This window comes from Chitinophaga sp. H8 (genome assembly GCF_040567655.1).
Classification (GTDB): Bacteria; Bacteroidota; Bacteroidia; order Chitinophagales; family Chitinophagaceae; genus Chitinophaga; species Chitinophaga defluvii.
Genome location: NZ_JBEXAC010000001.1, coordinates 713,600 through 735,641, shown reverse-complemented (window position 1 = coordinate 735,641; position 22,042 = coordinate 713,600). Strand labels below are relative to the sequence as shown.

The 22,042-nt window shown below is 42.8% G+C and carries 16 protein-coding genes and 1 tRNA gene; 10 read left to right on the top strand and 7 right to left on the bottom strand.

What is annotated here, in order from left to right:
- Positions 1-260: 260 nt before the first annotated feature.
- From ABR189_RS02840 to ABR189_RS02825, 4 genes are all read left to right on the top strand, one after another.
- Complete coding sequence (locus ABR189_RS02840; protein ID WP_354658928.1) at positions 261-686, top strand: SRPBCC family protein; 426 nt, start codon at positions 261-263, stop codon at positions 684-686.
- A 389-nt stretch (positions 687-1,075) separates the two neighbouring features.
- On the top strand, positions 1,076-2,329 hold the full coding sequence (locus ABR189_RS02835) for a hypothetical protein (protein WP_354658927.1): 1,254 nt from the start codon (positions 1,076-1,078) through the stop codon (positions 2,327-2,329).
- 45 nt (positions 2,330-2,374) lie between these two features.
- The gene (locus ABR189_RS02830) at positions 2,375-4,564 is read left to right on the top strand and encodes a glycoside hydrolase family 20 protein (protein ID WP_354658926.1); all 2,190 of its coding nucleotides are present in this window, start codon (positions 2,375-2,377) and stop codon (positions 4,562-4,564) included.
- A gap of 163 nt (positions 4,565-4,727) precedes the next feature.
- Positions 4,728-5,810 carry a hypothetical protein gene (locus ABR189_RS02825; protein WP_354658925.1) on the top strand — a complete coding sequence of 361 codons (1,083 nt, stop codon included), beginning with the start codon at positions 4,728-4,730 and terminating at the stop codon, positions 5,808-5,810.
- A gap of 46 nt (positions 5,811-5,856) precedes the next feature.
- Here the strand turns inward: ABR189_RS02825 and ABR189_RS02820 are convergent, their stop codons facing one another.
- Entirely contained in the window at positions 5,857-8,028 is a 2,172-nt protein-coding gene (locus tag ABR189_RS02820; protein WP_354658924.1) for a tetratricopeptide repeat-containing sensor histidine kinase, read from the bottom strand.
- Entirely contained in the window at positions 8,009-8,740 is a 732-nt protein-coding gene (locus tag ABR189_RS02815) for a LytR/AlgR family response regulator transcription factor (protein ID WP_354658923.1), read from the bottom strand. The genes ABR189_RS02820 and ABR189_RS02815 overlap by 20 nt, the downstream gene beginning before the upstream one ends.
- A gap of 149 nt (positions 8,741-8,889) precedes the next feature.
- Between ABR189_RS02815 and ABR189_RS02810 the strand changes: the two genes are divergently transcribed.
- The 4 genes from ABR189_RS02810 (at position 8,890) to ABR189_RS02795 (ending at position 12,815) form a co-directional block, all read left to right on the top strand.
- Positions 8,890-9,513 (top strand): hypothetical protein, encoded by a 624-nt coding sequence (locus tag ABR189_RS02810; RefSeq protein WP_354658922.1) that lies wholly within the window; start codon positions 8,890-8,892, stop codon positions 9,511-9,513.
- A gap of 47 nt (positions 9,514-9,560) precedes the next feature.
- On the top strand, positions 9,561-10,871 hold the full coding sequence (locus ABR189_RS02805; protein ID WP_354658921.1) for an OmpA family protein: 1,311 nt from the start codon (positions 9,561-9,563) through the stop codon (positions 10,869-10,871).
- Between the two features lie 47 nt (positions 10,872-10,918).
- Positions 10,919-11,779 carry a hypothetical protein gene (locus ABR189_RS02800; RefSeq protein WP_354658920.1) on the top strand — a complete coding sequence of 287 codons (861 nt, stop codon included), beginning with the start codon at positions 10,919-10,921 and terminating at the stop codon, positions 11,777-11,779.
- Positions 11,780-11,843: 64 nt separating this feature from the next.
- Positions 11,844-12,815, top strand: a complete 972-nt coding sequence (locus ABR189_RS02795) for a hypothetical protein (RefSeq protein WP_354658919.1) — start codon at positions 11,844-11,846, stop codon at positions 12,813-12,815.
- A gap of 99 nt (positions 12,816-12,914) precedes the next feature.
- Here ABR189_RS02795 and ABR189_RS02790 read toward each other — a convergent pair whose 3' ends face one another.
- The 5 genes from ABR189_RS02790 to ABR189_RS02770 form a co-directional block, all read right to left on the bottom strand.
- Positions 12,915-13,343 (bottom strand): SRPBCC family protein, encoded by a 429-nt coding sequence (locus ABR189_RS02790; RefSeq protein WP_354658918.1) that lies wholly within the window; start codon positions 13,341-13,343, stop codon positions 12,915-12,917.
- A 183-nt stretch (positions 13,344-13,526) separates the two neighbouring features.
- Positions 13,527-13,611, bottom strand: a tRNA-Ser gene (locus tag ABR189_RS02785).
- A 166-nt stretch (positions 13,612-13,777) separates the two neighbouring features.
- On the bottom strand, positions 13,778-15,196 hold the full coding sequence (locus ABR189_RS02780; RefSeq protein WP_354658917.1) for an efflux transporter outer membrane subunit: 1,419 nt from the start codon (positions 15,194-15,196) through the stop codon (positions 13,778-13,780).
- A gap of 54 nt (positions 15,197-15,250) precedes the next feature.
- Positions 15,251-18,397, bottom strand: a complete 3,147-nt coding sequence (locus ABR189_RS02775; protein WP_354658916.1) for an efflux RND transporter permease subunit — start codon at positions 18,395-18,397, stop codon at positions 15,251-15,253.
- Between the two features lie 84 nt (positions 18,398-18,481).
- Positions 18,482-19,663 carry an efflux RND transporter periplasmic adaptor subunit gene (locus ABR189_RS02770; protein WP_354658915.1) on the bottom strand — a complete coding sequence of 394 codons (1,182 nt, stop codon included), beginning with the start codon at positions 19,661-19,663 and terminating at the stop codon, positions 18,482-18,484.
- Between the two features lie 673 nt (positions 19,664-20,336).
- Between ABR189_RS02770 and ABR189_RS02765 the strand changes: the two genes are divergently transcribed.
- Both ABR189_RS02765 and ABR189_RS02760 read left to right on the top strand, forming a co-directional pair.
- Positions 20,337-21,347, top strand: a complete 1,011-nt coding sequence (locus ABR189_RS02765) for a sensor histidine kinase (RefSeq protein ID WP_354658914.1) — start codon at positions 20,337-20,339, stop codon at positions 21,345-21,347.
- Positions 21,340-22,029 carry a LytR/AlgR family response regulator transcription factor gene (locus tag ABR189_RS02760; protein ID WP_354658913.1) on the top strand — a complete coding sequence of 230 codons (690 nt, stop codon included), beginning with the start codon at positions 21,340-21,342 and terminating at the stop codon, positions 22,027-22,029. Before ABR189_RS02765 ends, ABR189_RS02760 begins: the two co-directional genes overlap by 8 nt.
- The last annotated feature ends 13 nt before the right edge of the window (positions 22,030-22,042 follow it).

Genomic DNA, 22,042 nt, shown 5'->3' with positions numbered 1-22,042 from the left:
CTTTATTAAGGCGTATTTTATCCAGCATTCTTGTAATATCTGTTCCATGGATTAGATTTTCCCGATCCGGGCTATCCTTTAGATGTAATTGCTTAAAGGAAAACCTGGTTGCCTGAGATTATTTTCAATAAGGCAGCATCCTGTCGCAAAATGACCTGCTTTTGTCGCTTTCCCCCATTTCAGTTTTTAATGACTCATCTTATGTTTGCATTATCAACGTCACGACATAATTTTACTTTATTACACTAAAAACAAACAATATGAATACCACTGACAAGACAAAAATTACTGTAGCCGCCACTGTAAACGCACCTGTTGAAAAAGTATGGGAATTCTGGACTTCTCCTGAACATATCACCCGGTGGAACAATGCTTCTGATGATTGGCATACGCCGCGTGCAGATAATGACTTGCGTGTAGGTGGAAAGTTCAACACCCGTATGGAAGCAAAAGATGGCAGCTTTGGTTTTGACTTTTGGGGAGTATACGATGAAGTTAAAACCAATGAACTGATTGCCTATACGCTTGGAGATGATAGGAAAGTAAGTATTACCTTCAAGAGCAATGGTAATACGGCTGATGTAACAGAAACCTTTGAAGCAGAATCTACCAACCCCGTTGAAATGCAAAAAGGGGGATGGCAGGCTATCATGGACAATTTTAAAAAGTATACCGAATCGAACTGAGCATCCTGCTTCGGGTATATCCTTTAAAGTGGTCTACACACGCTATATAAGCCATTTCAATATCAGCCTTTATCATCTGCCGCAAAAGCAGGTTCCAGTGGCGGGTATTGAAATGGTTTTCTATTAATACCCCCAGCTTATCCCTCCCACTCAACAAGCTTCGCTTAAACTACTCCAGCGCCAGACGCCCCAGAAGAAGGCATATAATTTTCATGGAAATATGCTATACAAGGTTGATAACATCGTACAGAAAAGGCGCTTCTATTCCATTTATATTTGGTTAATTCCTGGAAACCATGCGCTACTGACCGGAGATAAAACTGGAAGCATTACTTCTTTAAGATACAAAACTGGCTACCATACAACACTAAATAAGCAATTTAAAAATTATGCAGCGGATTCTCTTTATCCCATCCCTGGTTATCTTGCTCCTCGCCATTGTGCGACCCGCAGCAGGCCAAAAAGGCAATGATCAGTTTCTTATCAGTATTTACTCTCCCCCACCGGCTACATTTATAAATGACGAGCAATACCAGCTGATGAAAGCTGCCCACATAGACTATATCTTAAATATAGGCCCGGGGGTTACAACTGATAAAGCCGGTAATCTCAAAACACTGGATATGGCATTAAAACATGGCCTGAAAGTTTATGTTTATGATGCCAGAATAAATGGCAATAACGATAGTATCAAGGCGCTGGTTGGTGATTATAAGGCACATCCCGCTTTAGCTGGTTATTATATTACTGACGAGCCCGATTCCGGTCGTCTCCAAAAGGCCATTGATATCCATAAACTGGTAACCGCTCTGGATAATAAAGGAGATGCTTACGTAAATCATCTGCCTGACTGGGCGGTTCCTGGCTATGAAGCCTTTCTGGAAAGGTGGATTAATGGTGTTGGAAAAGAAAACCTTAACTATCTTGCATATGATAATTATCCCTATAAGCGGAAACAATCCCTGGAAAAAACGTATTTCAACAACCTGAATATTATCCGCACCATGGGTTTGAAGTACCAGATAAAAACATCTTCCTGTTTGCAATCATTCGGAATGTATTTCAGTGGTGTTGAAGAACTAAGGCGGCCAAATCCAGATGAAATGAGAATGAATGTTTATTCCAACCTGGCATATGGTGTAAAAAACGCGGTTTGGTATCCATATTGGAGTACTATCAGGCATGGAGATGTGATCACCATGTCGCCCTGTATCGTAGATACTAATGGTACTAAAACTGATCTGTATGCACCATTCAAAGTTTTAAATGGCGCCATGAAGCAATTGGGTAAAACCCTGATCCACCTGGATGCACAGGAAGTATATCACACAGGTGATAGCTTATGGATAGGCACTACCCATCCACCGGAAAATTTCTTATGGAAGGTATTGGATAAAGGAGCTGATGTTATCCTGAGTCATATGGTCAATCCTAAAACAGGGAAGGAATACATCATGGTCGTAAACAAGTCCTTTAAGGTACCCAAACAATTTACGTTCCAGCTTAAAAATACATTTAAAAAAGTGATGGAAATATCCCAAACTACGGGAAAGCCAGTGAAATCAACCTTTGACCGGAGTACCCATCAACTTAAAGCTGCTTTCCTTCCTGGTGAAGGAAAATTATATGAGTTATCAGAATAGGTATAATTATACACCTGCGCTATTATAATAATTAATAAAAGTAAAATGATGCGTTTATTAGTACTGGCAATTTTTGCAGCCAATATACTCTCGGCCTGCTCACAAAAAAGCCATCTTATAAAAGATGGTCACAGTGATTATAAAATCTTTGTTTCTGACAAAGCCATTGCTCCTGAGCAACATGCTGCGGAAGAACTGCAAACCTATTTGTATAAAGTGAGTGGCTGCAAAATGGAAATCACTCACCAGCAAGGGAACGGAGAAAAACTGATCTACATCGGTTTCAAAGATGCTCCCGCCACTATTACCGGTAATCTGAATCCTGCTGATTTTGGCAAAGAAGAATACATTATCCGTTCGGATGGAAAAAACCTCCTGATTGCGGGAGGAGAAACCAGAGGCACGCTGTATGGCGTTATGGGCTACCTCTCTGATTATGTAGGATGCCGATGGTATACCCGTGAAATAACAAAAATACCATCTACTACAACACTTTCATTAACCAAAATTGAAGATCGCCAAAAACCGGCTTTAGACTACCGTGACATGGACTGGCGTGAATCCCTGGATACTGCCTGGACTATCCATAACAGACTTAACGGGATGAAGGTGGGGGAAGCTTTAGGTGGAAGCTATATTACTTTTCCCTTTGTGCATACTTTCAACGCATTGGTTCCACCAGAGAAATATTTCAAAACACATCCGGAATATTTTTCGGAAGTGAACGGAAAACGTACAGCCACATTGGCGCAGCTGTGCCTTACTAACCCGGAGGTGGTAAAAATAGCTACCGCTACTGTATTTGACTGGATCAAAACCCATCCGGATGTCAGCGTATTTTCTATAGATCAGAATGATTTTGGAGGCCGTTGTGAATGTAAAAATTGTACTGCACTGGACAACCAGGAAGGAAGCCCATCCGGTTCCTTACTGACCTTTGTGAATCAAATCGCTGATACAGTAGGTAAAGTTTATCCCACAGTAAAGCTGCAAACGCTGGCTTATGACTACACAGTAGTGCCACCTAAGAACATTCGTCCGGCAGATAATCTTATCATCAGGCTATGCCACTATGATTATTGTGCAGCACATCCACTCACCGGTTGTATAAAGAACAAACCTTTCCTCGAACAACTGGAACAATGGAAGAAAATTACAAAAGCAGGTATAACCATTTGGGATTATTATACAAACTTCAGGAACTACCTGATGCCCTACCCCAACTTTGCTTCATTTGGCCAGGATGTAAAGTTTTATGCAGATAATGGTGTGATGGGGTTATTTGCAGAAGGCAATGCCAATGGTGGGGCTGGTGAATTTGCTGAGTTAAGATCCTGGGTAATAGCACAACTGATGTGGAACCCTAACCAGGATGCCTCCAAATTGGTAGACGAATATGTTGATAATGTATATGGTAAAGCGGCAAAACATATTGCTGCATACATCAAGCTATTGCATGATCACGTAACGCCAGACACTCATTTTGGGATATGGCCGGAGCCGTTTGATGTCAATTATCTGGATCAGTCTACTATACAGCAAGCAGATAGCCTCTTTGATCTGGCTAAAAAGGCGGCGGCTGGCGACACAGCTTTAACTGCCCGTATAGCACTGGATCATCTGCCGCTTTTATATACCAAACTGTATTATTTCGCGCAGGGTGGTACTGCTTATATTTCCAAAGCAGCATTACCGGATGCATTATCCCGGTATAATGATTTTATCACAAAATATCATATTACAGGATTAGGTGCAGATACAGAAACCTTTGGAAATGTAGGTAAGTTCCTCGAAAAAATTCAGGCAGCGGCAAAGGCAACATTCTATACTGATTGGCTGATAAGCGGCCCGTTTGATAATACAGACCATAAAGGGCACGATAAGGTATATCCACCGGAACAAGGATTTGATTCCACCCAAACCTGGAAAAAGTATAACGATAATACCACCGGGTATATTGATCTCAATAAAGTATATGGCCCCTCAGAGAATGTAGTTGCCTATGCCCGCCGGGTTATTACCCTTCCGGAAGCAAAGACAGTAACGTTTGGCGTTGGCAATAATGATGGTATCAAAGTATGGATGAATGGGAAATTAGTGTATGATCTTGCCGGAGCAGCTCCCGGGCCTAACCAACATGCTTTTACTGCAACACTGAATAAAGGAGAGAACATCCTATTGGTAAAAACAGATCAGTTAAAACGCGGCTGGGGTTTTTACTTTGCGGAGTATTGAACCACAACCACTAAAGGTTAGCCACAATACCAACTCAAAATAAAGCGGGTGTTTCAAAAGTAAAATTGAGACACCCGCTTTATTTCCCCCAGGTTGACAGCGCTATAGGGATTGAAAAATTTAGCTAACTTTCGGGGATAAACCCAGTAAAATCCCCTTCCAGGTGAAAAAGTATAAAGCATCTATTTTAACAGCGTTACTACTGGCCGCCATTACCACTTGGGGGCAGGCGCAGCAAAAGGCATTGACTGACACCTCTTTTATGCAGGTATATTGTGCCTGTAGCTACGACCAGATTGACGGTTTCTTTGATAAGGGAAGAACACCTGCCAGAACAACCCTGGATCTGCCTACCTTAGTATATGCCTATCCGGATAAAAAAGCAATGATCATAGATACCATCGCGCCTTTTACCAATGTGACACTCTTAAAAGAAGGAATTGACACCAGCTTAAATATCCAATGGATAGAAGCAGCGTATGGATTTAGTCAAAATGGTGTTTACAAGGAAAACACCGGCTATATAATAGACACTTTGCTCAGTATAGGCAATGTAAAAGGTAATACCAGTGCAGGTGGTTTAGACCTTATTTTAGGAAGAAGCCCTTTACTCGATAAAGATTTTAAACAACCCAGGTTCAGATTGCATGCAGTGAGCAGGGCTAATAACAGCAATCATAGCAAATTGCTAAAAGTTCAATCCTATGATTTGAATATCGGTGCGGTTGACTACTATAATCACTTTTATCTGACCAGTGTTTACAATAATGCTTTACAACAGATGCCTAATTTATTACGACTGTATTGGCATCATGGTGAAAGCTGTCCTGAAAGCGAGGGCCATGTTTTCATTTTTGCAGGTAATGGTAAAATGAGTGAACTCATTAGCGCCAGTACTACCGGAGAAGCAGGCTTTTACGAATTTACCAAGGTTTACATTCCGCTGAAATTTAATAATGGGAAAGTGCTGCTAGTTGAAAACGGGGATAGCGAACACATGTTCAATACATGGGATGCCACCTTAAAGACGATTCCTTATCCCAAAGATTGTAATATTCCTATAACGGAGTTGATAGTATCGGTTGAAGAAAGTGGGGAAGAAAAAACAGATGCCCAGGGCAATAGTGTCATTGATAAAAATGGTAGTGCGGTGATGTCAATTACCCATAAAATTATCCGCTATTACCGCTGGAATGGTTCACAATTAAAAGAGGTAAAGAAAATAGTAATAAAGCAGGGAAATTAGGGATAACGCTCTTTAGCCATCAGCATAAAGACGCTAAAAACTAGGGCTAATTTTTCCCATAAGTGTTATTAGGCCAACGAATTTCAGCAACCGTATTTAACCCGGAATCCGACCTGAATCTTATTGCAGCATTTAACTTTGCAGCAAGCTCCGTCACCAATTGAAGACCTAATCCTGAAGCTCCTGTTCCTGGAGCTGCATTATTCAGAATGGATTCATAATTCTGCTGAGAAAAACCATTCCCTTCATTAGTAACCGTTAAAATAGGTTGACCATCGTTATTATAAAAATCAAAATGGATTGTTCCATTTTTCGGAGAGGCTTTTATGGCATTTTGAAAGAGATTACGGACAATCGTTTGCAAGAAATAGGAATCCGTAATCACAACATCCTCTTCTTTCACGCAATTCACTACGTGGATACTTTTTGAATCAAGATCAAGCTGCAACAGTTCCCGACATTGGTTAATGATGGGCAATATTGCTGTTTCCTCCGGAACTATATTGAATCGTTGCATTTGAGTCTTGCTCCAGAGCAAAAGATCTTCCATTGTATATAGTAATGAACCTGTTGCTTCCTGTATCTTTAGGCTCAACTTAGCTCTTTCCTCCGGATCTCCCCGCTCCACCATTTGATGAAGTCTTAAAAACTGATGGACCTGATTTATCGGCGACCGAAGATCATGGCCAATGATGCTAAATAACTTCACCTTTGTTTGATTTGCATGTTCCAGGTCTGTATTCAGCATGGCAAGCGCCTTATTCTTCTCATCCAGCATATCTGCTGTGCGCTTCTTATTCCTATAAATCACCAGCGCCAGGCCTGTAATGACAAGTAAGAGTACGAGGCCGCCTGTAAGCCAAAGCCGCTGTTTACGCGCGTCACTTAATTGCAACTGCTGCACTTTGAGTTGTTGTATCTTTTGAGTATTCTGGTACTTTCCCTCTACCTCTACAAAATTCTTATTGGCAGCGGCACGTTGTAACGTATCCTTCAATTCGCTATACTTTTCCAGATAGTGATAGGCATCCTTCCATTGTCCTAAAGCTGCATACGATTGGGCCAGTGTATTTTGGATACCTGAAAGCGTCACCTTATCAAAATCAAACGGAGCGTCTAATACAGGTCTTAAAAATTCAATAGACTCCTTATATTTCCCTTCTCTGCAAAGCACTTCTCCCGATAACACCTTCGCTGCTATCAAATCATCTATCTCCCGGGATTTTTGAGCAGAAGACAGGGCAAGCTTCGCATGGCGATCAGCTCTCTTTACGTCTCCTTTATTCAGATAAAAATCACCGTATAGCTTATTGGCCGTACTCAAGACATGATAAAGCGTGTCGCCAGGAGCCATCTCCTTGTAAATCCGATGATAGTAAACATCCGCACTATCTATCTTTGCCATGGCAAGATAAGCCGCTACATATCCCAAATATAAAGATTCCTCCCCTTCCCGCAAGGCAATATCACCAACGTATTCTCTGGCTTCATCCAGATACTGAATCGCTTTTTCATTTCTACCCAATTCATTATACAGGTTTGCCAGATTAGTGAGAAAATAACCTACATTCCTGGTACTGGTGATCAACGTATCTGTCTTTAAAAGCTGCTTATACAATTCAATTGCTTCCAGTTTAAATTCAATTGCTTTTTCGTAATCACTAATTCCACTATAGTATCCGCCTAGTGCTTCCAATGTCAGTTGTCTGACATTGGGTTTATCCGAAGTAGCCGCAATTCTCTTCATTCTGTCCAGCGTATAATTGCGCATCCGCACGTCCCGCATGTAATCATAGACAAGGTTTAGCCTGCTCAGGCCAGTAATTTCATAGTTGGTTGCATCCACCTTCTTTGCCAACGCCACCGATTTTTCCAGATAATAAGCTGCACTATCAAATTGTTTGAGCTTCTCAAATGCACACCCTGTAAATAAAAAAAACATGGAATGAAGCTTATACTCACCGGGAAGACATAATCCCAACCCATATTTAGCTTCCTGGATCAACAGCTTACTGTGGGCCTTCCTGGACTCATTATAGCCTAACAATTCATTGAGGTATTCTCTCCAAACATCTATTTTATCCTCACGTTTAGGAATCTTTGAAAGATCAGGCCGGGTTTGTCCCGCAACTTCATTTATAACGCAACAAGCAATAACTATAAAAAGGATGTATCTTAAATTGATCCCAATACGGTTGTCAAGATTTCGTGTTCCCATTTAATGATTTGATCTGTGCCAATGAAATACGATACGTCTTACCTACAGGCAGATTGACATTGTTAATTCCAATAGTATTACGTGTTATTAAACTGACTTTGGCTTTAGCTACAGCATAGCTACGATGAATGCGCACAAATTTTTCAGACGGAAGATTTTCTAAAAAAGAACCAAGTGTAGCCAGGGTTAGATAATCCTTTTTAGGAGTAACAATTTTGGTGTAATCTCCAAATGCTTCCAGATAGCTGATATCATTTAAAGTAAGATGGATTTCATCATGTCCTTCTTTGAATACAATTTTCTCATTTTCTACCATAGCAACATACGCTTCTGCTCTTTGTTTCATCGCCAAAAAATCTCTTAACCGCTTCAATGCGTGATTAAATCTTTCGGTCGTTAATGGCTTCAGTATGTAATCGAAAACGTTGAGTGCAAAACCGTCCAAGGCATACTCCGGATGTGAGGAAACAATAATACAGGCCGGCGCCTGGCTACCAAGCCCTTTTAGCAACTGCAATCCGTTAATGTCCGGCATGTTTACATCGAGCAATAAAAGATCTGGTTGTTGCTTTTTTATCGGCCCGATTGCTTCTAAGGCTGAAGCGAAACTGCCGATTAGCCGTATGGAATCCCTCCCCTCCAATTCAGACGCAATAGCCAATCTATCCAGGTAATTATCATCCAAGATAACGCATGACAGGGGTGTAGACATAAGATTGGGATCATTTATCTTCAAATATAGAAAAAAAAGCTATTCCATTCATTTATCGATTATTCCCTATCGCTCACCGATTGTCTTCCTCTCCATAAACACCCGCCTCGTAGTTTTATGATACATAACAAGAAAAAAAATAAATCATCATGAAAAAGCATTTGATATTTGCAACAGCTGCAGTTATCACCTTATTATCGGTGTATTGTGGTGACAAAAAAAGTGAGGCAGAAGAACTGGACTTCAAAAACACCTACGATGGTACGATTAACGCCACACTTACGGCGGGTGGAAAAGAGTTTAAAGTAGTAGGCGCTTGTGGCACTTTAGAAGCCGGATACGGAGACAAAAAAATAAAAAAAATAGCCGGCAACCATGGGGCGGTACCTACGCGCGCTATGACCATATCTTTCGTCAACAATGAGCTCCCGGCAAAAACAACCAAGTATACTATCGTAAAAGCTAAAAAAATTGGCGAGGCACCAGATCCTGATCCCACACATGTAACGATCTGGGTAGGTGAAATAATAAACAAGTATGAAAACGGCCAGATCGTTAGTACGACAAATACCAGCTGGACTTCAGACAATAACTCCGGACAGATTACTATCAATGTCAACGGCAATAAAATGACGGTCAACCTGGAAGGAATTACCCTTAAGCCAAGAACAGCAGCCGATAATCCATTTCCAAGCAAGCTGGATGTTTTAGGCAACACCGGTGCTTTTGCCAGTAATGGTAAACTAAGTGGTACCATTGATATCTCTAAATAATTCCCGGCCCCTTTCATATGCAGCTTTTACCCCAAAAAACAATCCAAATGAAAACATTTAAAAGCCTGGTCCTGTTGGCTTTGATATGCTATCTAAGTAATGCTTCAGCCCAAAGAATAGATGTAAAAGAAAAAGCCAGGAATGCAGCCACCAATAGAGCCGACCAAAAAGTGGATAATACTATTGACAAAAGTTTGGATAAAATAGAAGAGGGTATCGGAGGCTTGTTCAAAAAGAAAAATAAATCAACCAAGGAAACTGGCAAAGATAAGAGTCAGAAAAGAAACGATGTAGCTGCTGAAGATCAGCAACAGCCCTCTTTTGCCACCTATAATAAGTTTGATTTTATACCTGGAGATAAAATCCTCGCATTTGACGATTTCAAACAGGATGCCCTGGGTGATCTCCCGGCCAAATGGAATAGTACGGGTGCGGCAGAAATTGCTAAAATCAATGGCTCTGAATTCAATTGGGTACAATTAAGTGGGGGTGACGCCTATTTTAATCCCCAGTATATTACCCAAATGCCTGATAACTGTACAGTGGATTTCGATATGGTGATCAATTACAGCAAAGTAGCATATGCTTATTACCAGCTCAGGTTTGGTATCGAGATTATATCATCTGCAACAGCCAAAGCACAAACCGAAAACGCTAATGTAAGTGCCAATACCGGGCTCACTTTTAACATCCACCCTTATTCTGATCAGGAAATACATGCTATCAGCTATTTAAAGGGGGAAACTCAGCTGGAAACCAAAGCCCAATTTCCGGCACTGAGCAGTCCCGCCCCCATACATATCTCCATCATGCGTCAACAGCAACGTGTAAAGATCTATTTTAATGATAAAAAAGTGTATGACCTGCCTCAGGGCTTGCCCCCAGCCCAGCACTATTATCTTCGCTTCAGTGCACTAATTGATGCGTGGAATGACAATCAGAATATCGCCAAAATGTATGTTTCCAACCTGAGATATGCTGCCGGCAAACCTGATATGCGTAATAAATTATTGTCTGAAGGGAAACTGGTAACCCGCGGTATCCTCTTCGATCCCGGCTCAGCAATTGTCAAACCTGAATCGGCTGGTGTACTCAAAGAGATTGCAGCAATTTTGAATGAACACAAAGAGTTAAGGGTAAAAATCATTGGTCATACGGATAGTGACGGTGATAATGCTAAGAATCAACAATTATCTGAAGCAAGAGCAATGGCCATCAAAAGTATTTTGGTTGAACAGTACCAGGTGAATGAAGACTATATGACTGCCGAGGGCAAAGGCGAAACACAGCCTGTAGATGGAAATGCCACAACAGCTGGTAAAGCCAATAACCGCAGGGTAGAGTTTGTTAAATTATAAAAGTGGTGCCCATCCAGGCTGATTTCACCTCCAAAAGTCTAAAAATCATGAACGTAAAATTGATATTAGCAACTGTCATGGCGGGGATGCTTATTTCCTGCTCTAAGAGCAAGGAGGCTGTTCCCCCGGCAGCCGATAAGGATAAAGAATGGTACTTTATGAATATGGTAAATATTCACCCCTCAAAAAATGCAAATGGATTGGATTTCTATCAACACAAAGGGAATCAGGTCAGAATTTTACAATTTGAATTCGATGACTATACAACACTGTATTATTTGGATAGCTTAACGTTAAAGTCTAATGACCTACGTTTTCCTATCAGCTCATTTGATGGCTATATATCAATAGACAATCAGTTTTTCGATAAAAAAGCAAACAAGGTATTTACTCCCGGTAATGTTAAATGGGCAAAGGGTGATGCTCCCTATTTCAGTAGTTCCGGTAGTTTCGAAACTGTATATAATGCTATGCCTGCAGCCGACAAACATGCTGCCAACTATGCCGCCTGTCTATATTCCTTTGAAAAACCGGCAGCTACTTCAACTGCACAAAAGACCTATCTGTTTCTTGATTTCAAAAACAATAGTTCCTTTTACTATGTACCAGGAAATACGCAATACAATAAAAAGACAGGCACGATAGCCGAGTTATTTCCAAATGGGAATGATATAGACTGGACAAAAATAGATGCAGCTTGTAGCAATACTGAGATAGGCTATACTGGCAGTGATGACATTTACTTCTTCGATTTCGATACAAAAAAAGTCTATCTCTCTGCCCGGATTGACAAAAACACCGGGAATGCAAAGATGGCACAAGTAGATAAAGCTACAGATTTTAGCCAGGTGTTTAACAAGAACACAGGTAACTCCGGCAATAAAGAAGCTTTCGATTTTAGTAAGTAGTAAAGGACAACTTTTTTTAATTTATTACAAGACAAATATGAAACCGGTAAAATTAATATATGCAATGCTTATAACAGGAGCTGTGGCATGCTCTAATGATGAAGGCAGTGAGCCTACCCCTATTGTAAAAAATGTGTACGTAGCAGGATATGAGTACGTCAGCAATGGCGTGGCTAAATTATGGAAGGATGGTAAAGTCACCGACCTCACCGATGGCAAATTTAACGCAAGAGCAGCTGCTGTATATATCAATAATAACGACATCTATGTCGTAGGATCACAATTGGAAACCGGGGATATTAACGTAGCAAAATTGTGGAAAAATGGTATTGTCAGTAATGTATCCGGTAGTAATAACCCCACAGATGCCTATTCTGTCTTTGTTAATGACAACAATATATATGTGGCCGGTACGGAAGAATTTGGAGTAACAGAGGTAGCTACACTTTGGAAAAATGGGCATGCAAATAATCTAACCACTACCAATATCGTAGGAGCCGCGAGGGATGTATTTTGCAGCGACAAAAATGAATATGTAGCCGGCTATATCCGTAAAGGGAATAAAAGCATAGCCCGGTTATGGAAAAATGGCTCAGGTACTGATCTTACAAATGGAAGTTTCAATGCAACAGCCTATGCAGTCTATGTCCGGGGTACGGACGTTTATGTAGCCGGTCAGGAAGAAAATAACAATGAGGATGGTATAGCCAAATTATGGAAAAACGGAGTAGCCACCACTTTAAGCAAAAAAGAATCCTGGGCGCTGGCTGTCCTGGCCACCAGCGATGCAGTGTATGTAGCTGGCATTGAAGATGGAGCTGCGACGTTATGGAAAAATGGGGTACCTGTCAGGTTATCAAAAAATGATAATGGCGGAGCAGCCTATTCCATTTTCGTTGATGGAACGGATGTTTATGTTACAGGATACGAAAACATCGGGGGTAGCCAAAAAGCAGTAGTATGGAAAAATGGTATAGCTACCATTTTGTCTAATAGTCCGAATGCCTCCAGAGGTTTGGAGGTCTTTGTAAAATAGTTTTTTTGTAATGCTGACACTTGAGATGGGAAAAATAAAGGGCTCATAAAATGCTTTTATGAGCCCCGATATTCTGATAAAACACTTCTGCAGAGAGCATTAAAACTTCCGCTTTTGATAGGGTGTTCCCTCACCATCTTCACAGTAGCTTTTAAGGCTTAACAGGAACATGGCCCAGTTGTAATTACACCACCGGTAAAATTCGGTCAGTTCCCGCCAATCGAAATGCTTGAGCACAACTGCTGTTACACCGTTCTTCTCTGTCAGGTCAAAAGAAATGCCTGTTCCAACCCACTCCGGGTCTGTAGCCACACATTCCCATAGCACGCTTTTATTTTCGGATAACTCCACTACCTTCATTTTCGTGGCATAATTGTCGCCGAAATCAAACTCGTTGATAAATCCCAATTCTGGCTTAACAATCAATTCTGTTGTCCAAACAGCTCCAAGACCTGTTTGCGTTGTTAATGCTGTATAAACATCCGCAATGGGTGCTTTAATATAATTGATATGCTCGATTTTTTCCATGTTCAGCGATTTGTTATGCTTGTAAATATAATGTTCGCAAGTTTATTCATTCGGAAAAACTGATCAGGATTGTATTTATCGCGCCCCTATGATGAAGGAGATTTTTACAGGTAACGCTGTTAGTGAAAGTGAATGACTTGCGGATTAATAAAAAAGGGATGATTTTACAATCATCCCTCACAGCGGAGAGTGAGGGATTCGAACCCCCGGACCTGTAACAGTCAACGGTTTTCAAGACCGCCGCATTCGACCGCTCTGCCAACTCTCCGGCGCAAAAGTATAAAACGGGAATCAATAAAAAAAAATAATTCTTTAAAAGCTTGAAAAAAGGCTACCACAGCCAATTTCAAAAAAGTAAATGCCGGACCGGAGCAACATTCAACCATTGCATACCCCGTATCCGGCATTAAAAACACACAACAACAAAAACTAACCTATTTCCATCCGCCACCTAAGGAGCGGTATAAATCTACCATTGCGCTCAGCTGCTGGCGGTCAATATCCACCTGGCTAAGCTCCGCCTGTAATGCCCTGCTTTGGGCCGTAATTACTTCCAGGTAATTGGCCATACCACTACGGAAAAGCATCTGCGCCTGCTGTACTGCCACATGTAAAGTACTTACCTGGCTATCTGCAATCTGCTGCTGCGTTTTCAGTTTATCCAGTTTTATCAAGGCATCCGTTACCTCTCCTACTGCTGTTAATGCAGATTGACGGAACCTGATCACGGCTTCTTCCCTTTGGATCTTGGCTACTTCCAGTTGGGTTTTCAGCGTACGCCGCTGAAATACTGGCTGTGCAAGACTACCCGCCACGGTACCAAACAGGGAAGCAGGCATATTAAACCAGTTACTGGCTTTAAATGAATTCAAACCACCGGTAGCGGTAAGACTTAATGCTGGATACATATTACCCTGTGCCACCCCTACCTGGGCATTCGCTGCTACTAAAGCCATTTCTTCACTACGTACGTCCGGACGGCGGCTGATCATGGCTGCCGGTATCCCCGTAGGCAGGGAATCCCATATGCGCTGATCAGCCAGCCTACTGCTGCGGGCAAGACTGCCAGGCAGCTCACCCGTTAAAATACGGATGGCATTTTCCTGTATAGCAATCCCCTGTTCCAGCTGTGGCAGCAGTAATTCGGCCGTTTGTTTTTGTGAAATCGCCTGTTGCACGGCCAGCTCAGTTACCTCTCCGGCGGTTTTCTGCAACCGCATCATTTGCACAATGGTGTCACTCAAAGCCACATTGCTATGTGCAATTTTCAGCTGTCCATCCAGCATCAGCAGGTTAAAATAACTATTGGCAATCGTTCCTACCAGGGCGGTTTGCACGGCTCTGGCACCTTCGTAAGACTGCAGATAAGTAGCCAGCGCTGCTTCCTTCTGACGCCGGATTTTACCCCACACATCAATTTCCCAGGATACGCCTACATTAACACTATAGTCTTCCAGGTGTTCCGCTCCATCCATGAAATTACCCAGGCTTAATCCATTCAAACTATTCTTAGAGGGAAAAGTAGTAGAGGCTGCTACCTGCGCGTTCACCGCGGGCAGCCAGGCAGCCTTGGCTTGTTTCAGATAGGCCTGTGCAGATGCTACCCTTTTTAAAGCCAGCTGCATATCGTAGTTACCGGAAAGCGCCTTTCCTATCAGTTCCTGCAACACTGCATCCGAGAAAAACTGTTTCCATTCCATCCCGGCAATACTGGTATCTGAAGGGGCTGTATTACCAAACTGTGCGGGTAGCGCCAGCGCGGGCTGCTGATAATTGCGGCCCACGCGGCAAGATGCTAACCACATCACTGCGGGTAAAAACAATAAATAAAAGGCGATATATTTTTTTTGCATTATTATATCAATTTCAAATGATCAATTTCAAATTCATGTACACCAGGTATATTCTTAAAACTCTACCTGTACACGCTTACGGCTTATCTTTTCCTGCAGGAACTGGAAGATCACAAACAATACCGGCACCACAAAAATGCCCAATAATACGCCTGTCAACATTCCACCTGCTGCACCGGTACTGATAGATTTGTTACCCAGTGCAGACGATCCTGTAGCTCTCATCAACGGTATCAAACCCGCTATAAAGGCAAAGGATGTCATCAGGATAGGCCGCAACCGCAGCTTCGCGGCTTCCAGTGCTGATGCCAGCAAGCCCATACCACTCCGGCGGCGCTGTACGGCATATTCTACAATCAGGATCGCATTCTTTGCCAGCAACCCGATCAGCATAATCAACCCTACCTGTACATAAATATTGTTATCAATACCGAACATCTTAATGAATACAAACACTCCGAAGATTCCTAATGGAATAGACAGGATTACAGAGAAAGGCAAAAGATAGCTCTCATATTGCCCTGCAAGCAGGAAGTATACAAACACCAGACAAAGCATGAATATAAGTCCGGCCTGACCGCCTGCACTGATTTCTTCCTTGGTCATACCTACCCATTCGTAGCTGTAACCACGGGGCAGATACTGACTGGCCACCTCTTCTACGGCTTTGATGGCATCCCCGGAACTGTACCCTGGTTTAGCCTGTCCATTGATGGTAACAGAATTAAACAGGTTATTACGTGTTACCGTTTCCGGTCCGTATACCCGCTTTAATGCTACCACACTGTTGACCGGTACCATTTCACCCAGGTTATTTTTTACATATACACCATTCAATGATTCCGGTTGTGCACGCAATGGTGCATCTGCCTGCACAATCACCCGGTAGTATTTCCCAAACCGGTTAAAGTCAGAAGCGAACATACTACCATAATACACCTGCAGCGTTTGTAGGATCTCACTCACGGAAACGCCCAGCTGTTTACTTTTCTTTTCATCTACTTCAAGCGTATACTGCGGGTTGCCGGTGTTGAAAGTGGTGAACGCAAAAGCTATTTCCTTCCGCTTCATCAGCTCGCCAATGAGTCCGTAAGCGGTTTCTCCCAGCTTATCCAGTTTGCCACCCGTACGGTCCTGAACAATCACCTCAAATCCGTCCATGTTACTGAACCCTGGAACGGTAGGCATATTAAAGAGGAAGATATTCGCTTCTTTTATTCCTGCCAGTCGCTCGTTCATCTGCCCCATAATGGCGTGCAGATCTTTTACAGCTCCCCGTTCCACATGTGGTTTCATCTTCACAAAACCTACTGCATAAGAGGAACTGATGGAGTTGGTCATAATATTTAAACCGGATACGCTCAGGTACTGGTTTACAGATTCCATGTCTTTCATGATACCTTCCACCTTGCGTACTACTTCTGTGGTACGTTCCAGGGAGGCACCCGGGGGCATTGTAATGGAATACACGATAAATCCCTGGTCTTCCGTAGGAATAAATCCGGTGGGTGTGGTTTTCAGCATCCAGAAAGTAGCGCCGCCTATCAACACCAGGCCCCCCAATGCCACCCACTTACGACGTACCAGGAACTGCAGGCTGCGTACATACTTGCCCGTCATTGCTTCGAAGCCTGTATTAAAGGCGGTAAAGAATCTTTTACCAAATCCTTTGGTAGCTACCTTAACACCATGTGCTTCCTCTCCATGCGTATTTTTCAATAACAGCGCACACAAAGCAGGGCTCAGTGTTAATGCGTTTACCGCAGAGATCAGGATGGCAATCGCCATCGTGAAGGCAAACTGCCGGTAAAACACCCCTGCCGGGCCTTCCATGAAACCCACCGGTATAAACACTGCGGCCATCACCATGGTAATAGATATGATAGCACCGGAGATCTCCTGCATAGAGGATATAGTGGCATCCCTGGGCGACATATTGATACGCTGCATTTTGGCGTGCACCGCCTCCACCACCACAATGGCATCATCCACCACAATACCAATCGCCAGTACCAGGGCAAACAATGTCAGCAGGTTGATCGTAAAACCAAACAACTGCATGAAAAAGAAAGTACCAATGATCGCTACCGGTACCGCAATAGCTGGTATCAGCGTAGAACGGAAATCCTGCAGGAATATAAACACCACTATAAATACCAGGATAAAAGCTTCTATCAGCGTATGTTTTACCTGATCAATCGATTCGTCCAGGTACTCTTTGGTACTATAGATGTTCGCATATTTCACCCCGGCAGGAAATGACTTACTGGCTTTTTCCATCAGCTTATTCACAGCTACCTGGATTTCATTGGCGTTGGAACCGGCAGTCTGATACAGTGCCATCCCAATACCTTTCTTACCGTTTACTTTGGTGTCATTGCTATAAGTAAAGGCGCCAAACTCTACGCGGGCCACATCTTTCAGGCGCAATACAGATCCGTCTGCATTCGCTTTCAGGATAATGTCTTCATATTGTTCATGCTGGTTCAGCTTACCTTTATACTTGATCACATATTCAAATGCTTCACTGCTGCTTTCTCCAAAACGGCCCGGTGCAGCCTCTACGTTCTGCTCCCTGATTGCCGTTAACACATCCTGCGGCGATAATTTATTAGCTGCCAGACGTTCCGGTTTCAGCCATATCCGCATGGAATAGTCTTTGGCACCAAATACCATCGCCTGCCCTACTCCGTTCACACGCTGCATTTCCGGGATGATATTTATTTTAGCATAGTTCTGCAGAAAGGTTTCATCATAAGCCTCTACATCACTGAAGAGGTTTACCACCATGATCATACTATTCTGCTGCTTCTGGGTAGAGATCCCCGCCTGCACTACTTCGGTAGGAAGCAGGCTCACGGCTTTAGATACACGATTCTGTACGTTTACCGCAGCCAGATCCGGGTCTGTTCCCAGCTTGAAATAGATATTCAATGACATGGAGCCATCGTTATTGGAAGTAGAGGTCATATAGGTCATGTTCTCTACCCCATTCACGGCTTCTTCAATAGGAGTGGCTACAGAGCGGGCCACTACTTCCGCATTGGCACCTGGATAGGTAGCTGTTACAGCTACGCTGGGTGGTGCAATTTCCGGAAACTGGGTAACCGGAAGCGTAAATAATGAAAGTCCGCCCAGCAATACCAGTATGATGGATACTACCGTAGCTAATACGGGTCTTTCTATGAATTTTCTTAACATTTTCAATAAGATTTTAAGCCTGGCTGTTTACAATACCGCCAGTGCATCAGGCAATCAACATTTTCTGGTTTACTGCAATAGATACTACAGGGGTTTTACTTTCAGCAGGCTGTCCATAGACATCGGCTGCGGGGTAATCACTGCCCCATCCTGTAAACGGTCAAGTCCGGTATATACTATACGGTCGCCCGCTTTCACCCCTTTCTCCACGAAGTAGTAAGCACCGCTTTTACCTGCTACCGTGATAGGTTTGCTGGCTACTTTATTGCTGTCTGCCACTACAAATACAAACACCTTATCCTGCAGCTCAAAAGTGGCGGATTGCGGTACTACCAATGCTGCTGCAAACTCTTCCGGAATCCTTATTTTACCGGTATTGCCTGAGCGGAGTAAACCTGCTGCATTAGGGAATGTAGCCCGGAAACTGATGGTGCCGATATTTTTGTCAAACTGGCCCTGCATCGTTTCTATTTTCCCTTTTTGAGGATATACACTATTATCAGAAAGTACCAGATCTACCGGCGGCATTTGTTTTACTTTATCCGCAATGGTATTCCCGGCTGTTTCATTTTTAAACTGCAGGAAGTCTGTTTCACTCATCGCAAAGTAAGCGTACACTTCATTTACATCAGACAACAAAGTAAGTGGCTGCGTTTCTGCCCTTCCTACCAGGCTGCCCGCTTTGTAAGGAATCCTGCCTATATATCCGCTAACCGGTGCATTGATCTGGGTAAAGCCCAGGTTGATACGTGCACTGCCTACCATGGCCTGTGCCTGTGCTACGCTTGCTTTGGCCGACTGGTAAACAGATTGTGCTGTTTTCAACTGCACCTCCGCTACTACATTATTCTGTACCAGCGGGGTAAGCCGGTCTACTTCCAGCTGTGCCTTCTGCATATTGGCCTGTGCTGCCTGTAAAGTAGCATTGGCATTGCTTAGTTGTTCTTCATAAGGGCGGTCATGGATCTTGAACAACGGTTGTCCCGCTTTTACAAAAGCGCCCTCATCTACATAAATCTTATCAAGCACACCTTCTACCTGCGGACGTATCTCTACGTTTACTTTACCTTCCAGGGTAGCTGTATACTCCCGGTAAGTAGTAGCTGGTACTGTGCTGATGTTTAATACCGGCAAGGCAGTAACAGGTTGCTTCGTTTCTGTATTGGCCACTGATGCACCGCAACCTGACAATAACGCCATGATGACAACACTATAGATAAAGCCTCCCGGCATGTTTGCAAAAATTGGTTTTGACAAAGGTTTCATGTTTGTGTGTGTTTATTTATTGAACTAAAAGATGTCTGTCTAGGCAAAAGCATAGCTTTACCGCTTACTTTGCAGTATTAGTTTCTAAGACAGCTAATTGGGTTGTAGATTACAGAACAGGTACTAAATATGTACCCGGGGGGCACGCATCGCTACTTATACGTACAACTACAGTGCTTTGTTACTTCACTGTAAGTAAAAAGTTCCTAAGGAATAGCAGATTTCCGCAAATTAATTCTTCATTTCTCTGTTTTTCGAACAGTATGATTCAACATACCGCTACAGCAAAAGCCTGAATAAACCCGGTAAACTTTTCCGGTACTCATGATGCAAAAGTAAATAATTGAATATTACCGGAGGTTTAAATAATTACGGTATTAGTTGTACTTTTCACGGAAGCCACTATTTTCTTTACTTTCGTTTGACATTAGCGTGCCAGCAGGTGCAACCACAGGGCAATATCTCCTCCGATAGGTGGCCGGTAAATAAAGCGACTGTGTAGAAAAAAGATACATATTCAAATATTTAGTGCAAAATTGTCTTTTAAATATGATTAGTAAAAATCTAATTGATCAATAGCTACTGCAAAATGATGAATGCAATATGTCATATTTATCATAACCATTTAAAATTTACCCGGTAACTTTCCTTTGAAAACGGGGACTGGAACGCAATGAAACAAGTATTTTACAATAGCTGGCTGGCTAATATCTTTCTTCTGGCACTTACGCTGCTATTGAATTATCTGATCACCAAACACTACGGGCCTCCGGAAAATAATCTTAAATACCTGGCGTATAATACCACCCTGGTAACCCTGGTATACTGCCTCACCGTTATACACAATGTATTTATATTAAGACAGCTGACGGACCAGCAGCGGTACTGGAGATATGCTTTGTTACTGCTGACTTACCTGATCACTTCTACCCTGTTGTTGTCGCTGATCCGGACCAACATATTCCATTATACGGATGACGGATCGTCCTGGATAGATGACCTGGCTTTTAATACCGTATTCCTGTTTGTGGGAATTGGCGTGTTGTATTTATACCGGCAAACCACCCAACAGACCAAAGAACTGAAAAACTCGCTATTACTACGGGAAAAGGAAATTCAATACCTGCAAAGCCAGCTAAACCCCCATTTCTTCTTTAATACCCTGAACAACCTCTATGGGGTGAGCCTGCGCTTTCCCAAAAAAACACCGGAGCTGATACTCAGTATCTCCGAGCTGATGCGCTACCAGCTGGAAAGCTCCCAGAAACAACGGGTACCCCTTACAGATGAACTGCAGTTTATACGGAACTACATGCACCTGGAAAGGGCCCGTATCCGGCAGCGCTGCCGCGTGAACTTCAAAAAGAGAGGGGATGAACAGGGCCTGTTTATTGCACCCCTGATATTAATCGCTTTCATTGAAAATGCCTTTAAATATGCACCTGCCTGCATACAAGGTTCCTATATCAAAGTAGAACTGCAGGTAAAGGATAAGACACTCTTCATGAAGATCAGCAACACCGTACCGGAAAGCCGGCAACTGGTGTCATCTACCCGGGTGGGACTCAGCAACGTACAGCAGCGGCTGGAATTAATGTATGCGAATACCCACACCCTGTCATCATACGAAGAAAATAAAGTATATTATACTTCTTTAAGTTTAGTATTGGATACACATGAATAAATTAAACTGCCTGATTGTAGACGATGAGTTAGGCGCACATTATGTGCTGGAAGCACATATTGCAAAAGTACAGGCACTGAAAATAATCGGTAATTGTTACAATGCCCTGGAAGCTGCCAATATGCTGCACCGGGAGCGGGTGGATATCCTTTTCCTGGATATTAATATGCCAGAACTTACCGGATTTGACCTGCTGAAAACATTACCCAACAGGCCACAGGTTATTGTTACTACGGCCTATAGCGAGTTTGCACTGGAAAGCTATGAGTATGATGTGGTGGATTATCTGTTAAAGCCCATCAGCTTTTCCCGCTTCCTGAAAGCAGTGAATAAAGTAATCCAGCAGGGGGATACTACCACGGCACCTACTGCTGCTACGCTGGAATTAAAAACCGGTAATACACAAACTACCGTAGAGGCAGACGACATCTATTATATACAAAGCCTGGGTAATTATGTGAAGGTATTCCTGGAAAACAGGTCGCTGGTGGTAAATGCGACTACTGCTGAAATGGAGAAGCTATTGCCCGCCCAACGTTTCATCCGTATTCATAAATCCTATATTATCGCTGCAGAAAAAGTAGAAACAATTGGTGTGCGCCACGTCATTATACAGGGGGCTACGCTTCCTGTAGGACAAACCTTCAAAATGAACCTCCTTAAACTAAAGGATAAGCTGTAAAGCCGGTTGTAAT

Excerpts from the sequence above, each read along its gene's own strand:
- ABR189_RS02815 (WP_354658923.1), bottom strand. The coding sequence starts at position 8,740 with ATGTCTACACCCCTGTCATGCGTTATCTTGGATGATAATTACCTGGAT.
- ABR189_RS02830 (WP_354658926.1), top strand. The coding sequence starts at position 2,375 with ATGATGCGTTTATTAGTACTGGCAATTTTTGCAGCCAATATACTCTCG.
- ABR189_RS02800 (WP_354658920.1), top strand. The coding sequence starts at position 10,919 with ATGAACGTAAAATTGATATTAGCAACTGTCATGGCGGGGATGCTTATT.
- ABR189_RS02780 (WP_354658917.1), bottom strand. The coding sequence starts at position 15,196 with ATGCAAAAAAAATATATCGCCTTTTATTTATTGTTTTTACCCGCAGTG.
- ABR189_RS02805 (WP_354658921.1), top strand. The coding sequence starts at position 9,561 with ATGAAAACATTTAAAAGCCTGGTCCTGTTGGCTTTGATATGCTATCTA.
- ABR189_RS02790 (WP_354658918.1), bottom strand. The coding sequence starts at position 13,343 with ATGGAAAAAATCGAGCATATCAATTATATTAAAGCACCCATTGCGGAT.
- ABR189_RS02795 (WP_354658919.1), top strand. The coding sequence starts at position 11,844 with ATGCTTATAACAGGAGCTGTGGCATGCTCTAATGATGAAGGCAGTGAG.
- ABR189_RS02775 (WP_354658916.1), bottom strand. The coding sequence starts at position 18,397 with ATGTTAAGAAAATTCATAGAAAGACCCGTATTAGCTACGGTAGTATCC.
- ABR189_RS02760 (WP_354658913.1), top strand. The coding sequence starts at position 21,340 with ATGAATAAATTAAACTGCCTGATTGTAGACGATGAGTTAGGCGCACAT.
- ABR189_RS02835 (WP_354658927.1), top strand. The coding sequence starts at position 1,076 with ATGCAGCGGATTCTCTTTATCCCATCCCTGGTTATCTTGCTCCTCGCC.
- ABR189_RS02840 (WP_354658928.1), top strand. The coding sequence starts at position 261 with ATGAATACCACTGACAAGACAAAAATTACTGTAGCCGCCACTGTAAAC.
- ABR189_RS02770 (WP_354658915.1), bottom strand. The coding sequence starts at position 19,663 with ATGAAACCTTTGTCAAAACCAATTTTTGCAAACATGCCGGGAGGCTTT.
- ABR189_RS02765 (WP_354658914.1), top strand. The coding sequence starts at position 20,337 with ATGAAACAAGTATTTTACAATAGCTGGCTGGCTAATATCTTTCTTCTG.
- ABR189_RS02820 (WP_354658924.1), bottom strand. The coding sequence starts at position 8,028 with ATGGGAACACGAAATCTTGACAACCGTATTGGGATCAATTTAAGATAC.
- ABR189_RS02810 (WP_354658922.1), top strand. The coding sequence starts at position 8,890 with ATGAAAAAGCATTTGATATTTGCAACAGCTGCAGTTATCACCTTATTA.